Consider the following 7,351-nt stretch of genomic DNA (forward strand, 5'->3'; position numbering starts at 1 on the left):
GGATCGCCCACCGAGATGCGGGCGCTGCCGTCCGGGTACCGCTTGGCCGCGATCCCGGCGCGGGCCAGCGCGGGCGCGATGTCGCGGCCGGGCAGGTACAGGAAGTTGGCGCTCGAGCGCGGTACCCGGATGCCCGCGCGCCGCAGGTCGATCCGGAGTAGCTCCCGCTCGGTGGTGATGCGCAGAATCCGTTCGCCCAGTTCGGCTTCCGCGGCATAGGAGGCGCGCACCGCGGCCACCGCCGGGCCGGGCACCCCGAACGGCAGTTGCAGCCGCCGCACCCGCCGCGTCAGCTCCGGCGCACCGAAGGCGTAGCCGATCCGCAGTCCGGCCAGCCCGTACGCCTTCGAGAAGGTGCGCAGGACCAGCACATTGGGATGCCTGTGGATAAGTTCGACCGGGTCCAGTGCGTCGGCCGCGCCGAGGAATTCGACGTAGGCCTCGTCCAGGATCACCGGCACCCGGGCCGGGATCGAGCACAGGAACGCCTTCAGTTCGCTGGCCCCGACCACGGTGCCGGTCGGATTGTGCGGGCGGCACACCGCGATCAGTCCGGTACGGTCGCCGACCGCGCGCGCCATGCCCCACAGGTCCTGCCGGCCGTTGCGATCCAGCGGCACCGCCACCGGCCGCAGCCCCACCATGTTCGTCATGATCGGATAGCCGTCGAAGGTCGGTGTGGCATAGACGAAGTCGGACCCGCGCCGGGGGAGGGTCTGCATGATCTGCATGGCCACCCCGGTCGCGCCCGCGCCCACCACGATCCGGTCGGTGTCCACCCCGAGGTGCTCGCCGATCAGCCGGGGCAGCCGTTGCGGCAGGAATTCCGGGTACCGGTTGGCCCCGCCGAGGCTGGAGTCGATCGCGGCGATGACGGAAGGCAGTGGCGGAAACGGATTCTCGCTCAGGCTCAGGTCGAAGCGGACGGCGGCGGAGTCGCCGCGCGATCCGGTCGGCCACCGCACGGGCCGGGTCATCGGGCGGCTCCCCAGCGCACGGCCGCGGCACCCGCGAAGTCGCCGGCGTGCGCGAAGGCGGCCATCAGCACCACCGAGCCATTACGCAGCCGCCCCGCCCGGTTCTCGGCGTCGAGAGTCACCGGAATGCCCGCGGCGAACAGGTTTCCGCAGCTGTCGAAGGTGTCGGGATGGCGTTCGGGCGGCAGTTCCATGGCCTCGTTCCAGTTGCGCAGGAACAGCCGATTGGGCTGGTTGGTGACGAAGGTGTCGATATCGCTGGACTTGACCCCGATCCGTTTGCACACCGCCTGCGCGACCTCCGGCACCAGCCGGTTGCCGCGCGTCATCACCTTGGCCACCTTGGATTCGGTGAAGGTGACGCAGCCCTGGCCCTCGCCGGGCTCCCAGTACTTGCGGTCGCCGTTGGTGCTGAATTCCATATCGCCCGCGAATTCGGGATAGGTGCGGCATTCGATGTCGAGGATGGGCGCGGAGCTGTTGCGCACCAGCAGCCCGACCCCGCAGCCGTCGCCGGGGACGGGGGCCTGCGCGAGTCCGCGGATGTCGGGCTGGGTGAACACCGAGCCCGCGCAGTTCTGGGTGCAGGCGATGAGCGCGGTGCGCGCGTCGGTGGTCTGCAGGATCATGCGCGCGGTCCACATCATGTGCACGAAGGCCGCGCAGCCGCCGTTGTGGATGTCGAAGACCCAGCGCGGCTTCATGTTCAGCCGGCGCGCCACCTCCGGGCCCGCGCCCAGCACGGGATTGTCGGGCAGCTGGGTGTGGGTGAGCAGCACGTCGATGTTCGCAATCTCCTGCGCGCCGTGCCGTTCGATGAGCGGAGCCACGGCCCGCTCGACCATGTCCACGGCGGTCTCGTCGCGCCCCGCGTGGTGCCGGCCGGTGGGGGCGCGGAACATGACGTTCTTGGCCATCCGGTCCGAGCGGGAGAACCGGGTGAAGTACTCGGTGCCGACCGGATCACCGGGCAGATACCCGGCGACGTCGACCAGACTGACCGCGGGCGGCATCCGCAGCGAGGGGTCGGTGAAGTCCATGCCGTGTCCTCACTTCATCCAGGCGGGCTTGATGGGCAGCCCGTGCGCGGCGCGGTATTCCGCGATGGCCCGCAGATTGTCGAGCTCCAATTGGTGTCCGGCGGAGAACATCTCCCAGAAGTCGCCCACCCACACCTTGCGCTTCGCGGGCGCGGTGTCCTGGTACGGATTCTTGTCGTAGAACGGGTGATGGCAGTTCGTCCACAGCACCACCGAGCCCGGCTTGTCGAACACCACCTGGGCGTCGACCACCCGCATCAGATAGACCATCCACAGGTGCTCGCGCTGATCCCAGGCGCAGTGGTAGTCCACGGTCATGGCGTCGGGATTGGCCACGGTGCGGGTGTAGATCCGGGTGCCCTCGCCCAGCCGGTCGTAGGACTCCCACAGTCCAGGTTCCTCGGTCTCGGTGAATCCGCGCAGGCTGTAGGTCCACTCCTCCAGGCACCGGGTGTCGGCGAGGTACTCGTACAGGTCCCGCGGCGGGGCCTCGATATAGCCCTGGACCGGGCAGAAGTCGCCGAAGATCTGGTCGTGGGGATACACCGAGCGGAGCATGTCCAGGATGATCGGGGTGGTGGCGTCGCGATCGGAGTTCTCGATCCGCAACAGGCCGGGCACGACCGCGTCCGGAATGTCACTGAGGGCGGGCAGGGCGCTGATGGTCACGGATTACCTCCTGGGTGGCGTCAGGAACGGTGTGAACGGCGGGATTTCGTCGGGATCGCAGTCGACCGCGATGAACGACGGTCCCGGGCGATCGAGGCAGTGCCGCAGTGCCGCGGCGAGCTCGGCCCGGTTCTCCGGTGCGTGGGTGCACAGGTCCGGGAACATGGCGGCCATCCCCGCGCCCGGATACGCGGGACGAAATCGGTTGAAGCTGTAGCGATCCCCGTAGTACAGCTGTTCGCGCGTGACGCACATGGCGTGCGCGTTGTTGTTGAGCACGATGAAGGTGATCGGCAGCCGGTGCTCGACGGCGGTGTGAATCTCCATGCCGTGCATGAAGAACGCGCCGTCCCCGGCGATCACGAAGGTGCGCCGCGGGCCGCCGTCGGGGCGGGGGTGGCGGGCGAACGCGGAGCCGATCCCGGCCCCGAACGCGTACCCCATACCGCCCATGCCGAGCGCGACGGTGAACCGGCCGCCGCGCGGCAGCCGCAGGTGATGCACCACGGCCGCACCGGCATTGCCCGCGTCGGCGAACACGTCCGAGCCCGGCGGCAGGGCGTCGTTGACGGTCTCGACCACCTCGCGATACCGCAGTCCGGGTCCGTGTGACGGCGGGACGGGCAGTGGCGTGAGGGCGGGCTCGCGGCGCGGACGCGCACGCAGCGGAATGATCCGGGCGGTGGCCTCGGCCGGACCGGAATCCAGTTCGGCGATCAGCTCGTTGAGCGTCTTGGCCAGGTAGTTGGTGTGCGCGTGGGCGGCGGGCAGGAACGGCGGCAGCGCGCCGACGCTCGCCAGCGGCACGGCCGCGAGCGCGTCCTCCATCCCCGCCCGCGCGGTGACCGGCATCCGGGTGCCGATCAGCAGGCAGAGGGCGGCCCCGTGCAGCGCGTCCAGCAGTTCCGGATTGCCCATGCTGCCCGAGACGCCGCAGAATCCCGGGTCCGCGTGGTGGTAGACGTCCTTGGCGTCGGGCGCGACCCCGACGGCCGCGTCCAGCCGGGCGGCGAAGCGGGCCAGTTCGTCGCGGGCGTCGTCGCGGGCCACCTGGTCGCCGGCGATGATCACGATCTTGCCCAGCGCGCGGGCGCCGCGCACGATGTGCACGACCCGCCACAGGCTCTCGATCTCCCGGTGGTAGGCGCGTGCGGGCGGCACGAAATCCGGGGTGACCAGGTCGGCCTGCTGAATGTCCTTGGGCAGCAACAGGACCGCGGGGCCGCCGCGGCGGGCCGCGGTGACCGCGTGGGTGAGGTGCGCGGGCAGGTCGGCGGGGGCCTCCACGCGCGCGCAGTACTGCGAGATCGGCGTGTACAGCGCGACCGCGTCGAAGCTGCCGGCCTGTCCGCTGGAGTCCTGGAACGCGCCCCGGCCCTCCAGTGCGGTCGGGGGCTGGCCGATCAGGGCCAGCAGCGGCACCCGGGAGGCGAAGGATTCGGCGAGCCCCGCGACCAGGTTCACCGCCCCGCCGCCGGAGGTCGCGCAGACCACCCCGAGGCCCGAGGTGGAGCGCGCGTAGCCGTCGGCCATGGTGGCCGCGCCGAACTCGTGTTTGGCGACCACCGCGGTGATCAGATCCCGTTGATCGAAGGCCGCGTCGTACAGGTCCTCGATATTGGCGCCGCCCACCCCGAAGAGGTGCCGGACGCCGAGCGCCGCCACCGCCTTGACCAGCTGGTCCGCGACCCGGGTGCCGCTGTGCATGGGCGCTTCCTTTCGGTGGCCGACGCGGTGGTCGCCACGGGTGCCCGCCTGCCTCCAACCGGGATACGAAAGCGAGTGGTCGCCGGTTCAATTCAGGCGATTCCTGACGAGGCTTGCTGTGTATGTATACGTCTACGTATAGTTGGAGTCATGCCGAACAAGACGATCTACGTTTCCGATGACGACCTCACACTGTTCGCGCGAGCTCAGGAGCTGGTCGGGGGCAATCTCTCGGGGGCGATCGTGACGGCGTTGCGGCGCTTCATCGAGCTGGAGGAGGGTCGCCAGCAAGGCTACGACGAGGTGGTCCTCAAGGTCGGCAAGGACGGGGTCCGGCAGGTTCGATTCTCCGCCACGCTGCTGACCGACTGGCACCAGGTGACCAATGAGCGCATCGAGGACATCCGGGTGTACCGCACCCGCAAAGGCGCGTTCGCGGTGCACAGCCACTTCTCCAACTGGTCGGAGTTCCCGACCGACACCAACATCCTCAAGGACTGGCGGCAGTGGCGGCGCTTCCTCGGTGTGGGGGAACAGAATTGGGGGGACTTCACCCTCGACGTCTTCGACACCGTGCAGGAGCTGAAGGGCAAGATCCCGGATCGCCTCTACGCCCGCGTCATCGACGCCACCGAACACCCGAACGTCGAGGATCTCGACATCTGATTCGACATTCCTTGTAGCACAACTGAACAGCTGTAACCGACAACAACCTTGATCGCGAGCCTCGGCGGTCACGGCGTAGATAACTCATGCATTCTGCCTATTCATTGATGAGAGGGAGACATGAACCTCGAACCCGGCGCGGCGGCCATCAGCGTCACCGGCCTGTGCAAATCCTTCGGCGAGCGGATCGTGCTCGACCGCATCGACTTCACCGTGCCCGCGGGCAGCGTCTTCTCGCTGCTCGGACCCAATGGCGCGGGCAAGACCACCACCGTGGAGATCCTGTCCACACTGAAGCGGCCCGACGGCGGGCGGATCAGCGTCGGCGGGCACGATCCGGTCACCGACCCCGACGGGGTGCGCTCGGTCATCGGGGTCACCGGACAGTTCTCGGCCGTCGACGAATTGCTCACCGGGCGGGAGAATCTCCTCCTGATGGGCGATCTGCACCATCTGCCGCGCGCCGAGAACCGCAGGCTCGCAGCCGAACTGCTGGCCACCTTCGATCTGGAGGAATCGGCCGACAAGATCGCGTCCAGCTACTCCGGCGGCATGACGCGGCGACTGGATCTGGCCATGACCCTGGTCGGCGATCCACGCATCATCTTCCTCGACGAGCCCACCGTCGGCCTGGATCCGCGCAGCCGCCGGGCCATGTGGGACATCATCCGCGACCTCACCGCGCGGGGCGTCACCATCTTCCTCACCACCCAATACCTCGAAGAGGCCGATCAACTCGCCGATCGCATCGCCGTGGTGCATCACGGCCGCCTGGTGGCCGAGGGGACCGCCGATCAGCTCAAGCGCCTGGTGCCCGGCGGATACATCCGGCTCGACTTCGCCGAACGGGCCGAATTCGACTCCGCCGCCCGGTTGTTCGGCGACGCGGCGCGGGTCAACGGTGATCTCACGCTCGCCATTCCGAGCGACGGCGCGGTCCGTTCGGTCCGCGAGGTGCTCGACCGGCTGGACGCGGCGCGGGTCGAGCCCGCGGGACTGTCCGTGCACACCCCCGATCTCGACGATGTCTTCCTGGCCCTGACCGGTGGCCACGTTCCTGCCGAGGAGAACCTGAAATGAGCACTCTCACCCCGTCGTTCGCCGACTCCAAGACGATGCTGCGCCGGAATCTGGTGCACGCCAAACGGTATCCCGGCATGACCTTCGCGCTGGTCGTCATGCCGGTGGTGCTGCTGCTGTTGTTCAACTTCGTGTTCGGCGGCGCGCTGAAGTCCGCCACCGGGGGCCGGTACATCGACTATCTGACACCCGGCATGATGCTGCTGATCCCGGCCTACATGGTCGCGGGCATCGCCGTCGGGGTGTCCACCGATATGACCAAGGGCATCGTCAATCGCTTTCGCACCATGCACTTCTCGCATCCCTCGGTGCTGACCGGGCATGTGGTGGGCACCTGGATCCAGGGCATGGCCGGGGTCGTGGTGATGACGCTGGCCGCGCTCGCCATCGGCTTCCGGCCGCACGCGAACGCCCTGGAATGGCTGGCGGCGTTCGGGCTGCTCGGGCTGATGGTGTTCGCGGTGAACTGGCTGGGCGCGGGTTTCGGCCTGATCGCGCAGACCCCGGAGAGCGCCTCCAACCTGCCCATGCCGATCATGCTGCTGCCCTTCCTCGGCAGCGGGCTGGTGCCCACCGACACCATGCCCGCCGGGGTGAAGCAGTTCGCCGAGTACCAGCCCTTCACGCCGATCACCGAAACCCTGCGCGGGCTGCTGATGGGCGGGCCGATCGGGCACAACGGGGCGCTGGCCATCGGCTGGTGCGTGGTGATCACCGTCGCCGGATACTGCTGGGCCACCACGACTTTCCGCCGCAAGACCGCCTAGAGCCCGGCCGCCAGCAGGACCTTGCCGGACATATTGCGGATCTCCACCGTCTTCAACTGCTCCGGCGAGGCCGACGCGGTGCCGTCCAGGGTCAGGGTCTGGCCCGACTTGACCGTCCACTCGGCGAGTTTGGACTGCACACCGTCATGGCGGGTCACCCACATCGACAGCGTCCACACGTACACCTCGTCCTTCTCGTCGGACGGCGGGTAGGCGCACCACATGTCGACCCGGGTCTGGCCGTTGATCGACACCACCTTGAAGGTGGCCTGGATCGGGGTGTCGGTCTGCGGCCGCAGCGGACCCTGCGCCACCACCTGCTGCACCGACGCCGGACGGTCGGACTGGGCGACCGTGGCGGTCACCGGCACCGCGACGACCACCGCCGAGGCGGCCGCCGCCACCGCCGCGCCGATGCCGGGGTTGGCTTGGAAGTACGGAATCA

7 protein-coding genes and 1 pseudogene are annotated in these 7,351 nt (G+C 68.8%); 3 read left to right on the forward strand and 5 right to left on the reverse strand.

Going from position 1 to position 7,351, the window contains the following annotated elements; all coding sequences use genetic code 11:
* The 4 genes from ACWELJ_RS32535 to ACWELJ_RS32550 form a co-directional block, all read right to left on the reverse strand.
* A partial coding sequence (locus ACWELJ_RS32535) for an aminotransferase class I/II-fold pyridoxal phosphate-dependent enzyme (protein WP_452369910.1) occupies window positions 1-977 on the reverse strand: 977 nt, incomplete at its 3' end.
* A complete protein-coding gene (locus ACWELJ_RS32540; RefSeq protein ID WP_452369911.1) occupies window positions 974-2,017 on the reverse strand; it encodes a 3-oxoacyl-ACP synthase III family protein in 1,044 nt (347 codons plus the stop codon). The genes ACWELJ_RS32540 and ACWELJ_RS32535, both read right to left, overlap by 4 nt.
* Window positions 2,018-2,026: 9 nt before the next feature.
* Window positions 2,027-2,686 (reverse strand): SRPBCC family protein, encoded by a 660-nt coding sequence (locus ACWELJ_RS32545; protein WP_452369912.1) that lies wholly within the window; start codon window positions 2,684-2,686, stop codon window positions 2,027-2,029.
* Window positions 2,687-2,689: 3 nt separating this feature from the next.
* The gene (locus ACWELJ_RS32550) at window positions 2,690-4,393 is read right to left on the reverse strand and encodes a thiamine pyrophosphate-binding protein (protein ID WP_452369913.1); all 1,704 of its coding nucleotides are present in this window, start codon (window positions 4,391-4,393) and stop codon (window positions 2,690-2,692) included.
* 150 nt (window positions 4,394-4,543) lie between these two features.
* On the opposite strand from ACWELJ_RS32550, the gene ACWELJ_RS32555 reads away from it, so the two are divergent.
* The 3 genes from ACWELJ_RS32555 to ACWELJ_RS32565 all read left to right on the forward strand — a co-directional run bounded on the left by ACWELJ_RS32555 (window position 4,544) and on the right by ACWELJ_RS32565 (window position 6,906).
* On the forward strand, window positions 4,544-5,059 hold the full coding sequence (locus tag ACWELJ_RS32555; protein ID WP_452369914.1) for an EXLDI protein: 516 nt from the start codon (window positions 4,544-4,546) through the stop codon (window positions 5,057-5,059).
* 120 nt (window positions 5,060-5,179) lie between these two features.
* Complete coding sequence (locus tag ACWELJ_RS32560) at window positions 5,180-6,139, forward strand: ATP-binding cassette domain-containing protein (RefSeq protein ID WP_452369915.1); 960 nt, start codon at window positions 5,180-5,182, stop codon at window positions 6,137-6,139.
* Window positions 6,136-6,906: an ABC transporter permease gene (locus ACWELJ_RS32565; protein WP_452369916.1), complete on the forward strand. Its 771-nt coding sequence runs from the start codon at window positions 6,136-6,138 to the stop codon at window positions 6,904-6,906. Before ACWELJ_RS32560 ends, ACWELJ_RS32565 begins: the two co-directional genes overlap by 4 nt.
* Here the strand turns inward: ACWELJ_RS32565 and ACWELJ_RS32570 are convergent.
* Window positions 6,903-7,351, reverse strand: a pseudogene (locus tag ACWELJ_RS32570) (zf-HC2 domain-containing protein); the annotation flags it as partial. The gene ACWELJ_RS32565 and the pseudogene ACWELJ_RS32570 sit on opposite strands and share 4 nt — an antisense overlap.

Source organism: Nocardia sp. NPDC004582, assembly GCF_053602115.1.

Bases quoted from the DNA above. Each gene is read 5' to 3' on its own strand.
- ACWELJ_RS32540 (WP_452369911.1), bottom strand. From the start codon at position 2,017: ATGGACTTCACCGACCCCTCGCTGCGGATGCCGCCCGCGGTCAGTCTG.
- ACWELJ_RS32550 (WP_452369913.1), bottom strand. From the start codon at position 4,393: ATGCACAGCGGCACCCGGGTCGCGGACCAGCTGGTCAAGGCGGTGGCG.
- ACWELJ_RS32555 (WP_452369914.1), top strand. From the start codon at position 4,544: ATGCCGAACAAGACGATCTACGTTTCCGATGACGACCTCACACTGTTC.
- ACWELJ_RS32560 (WP_452369915.1), top strand. From the start codon at position 5,180: ATGAACCTCGAACCCGGCGCGGCGGCCATCAGCGTCACCGGCCTGTGC.
- ACWELJ_RS32565 (WP_452369916.1), top strand. From the start codon at position 6,136: ATGAGCACTCTCACCCCGTCGTTCGCCGACTCCAAGACGATGCTGCGC.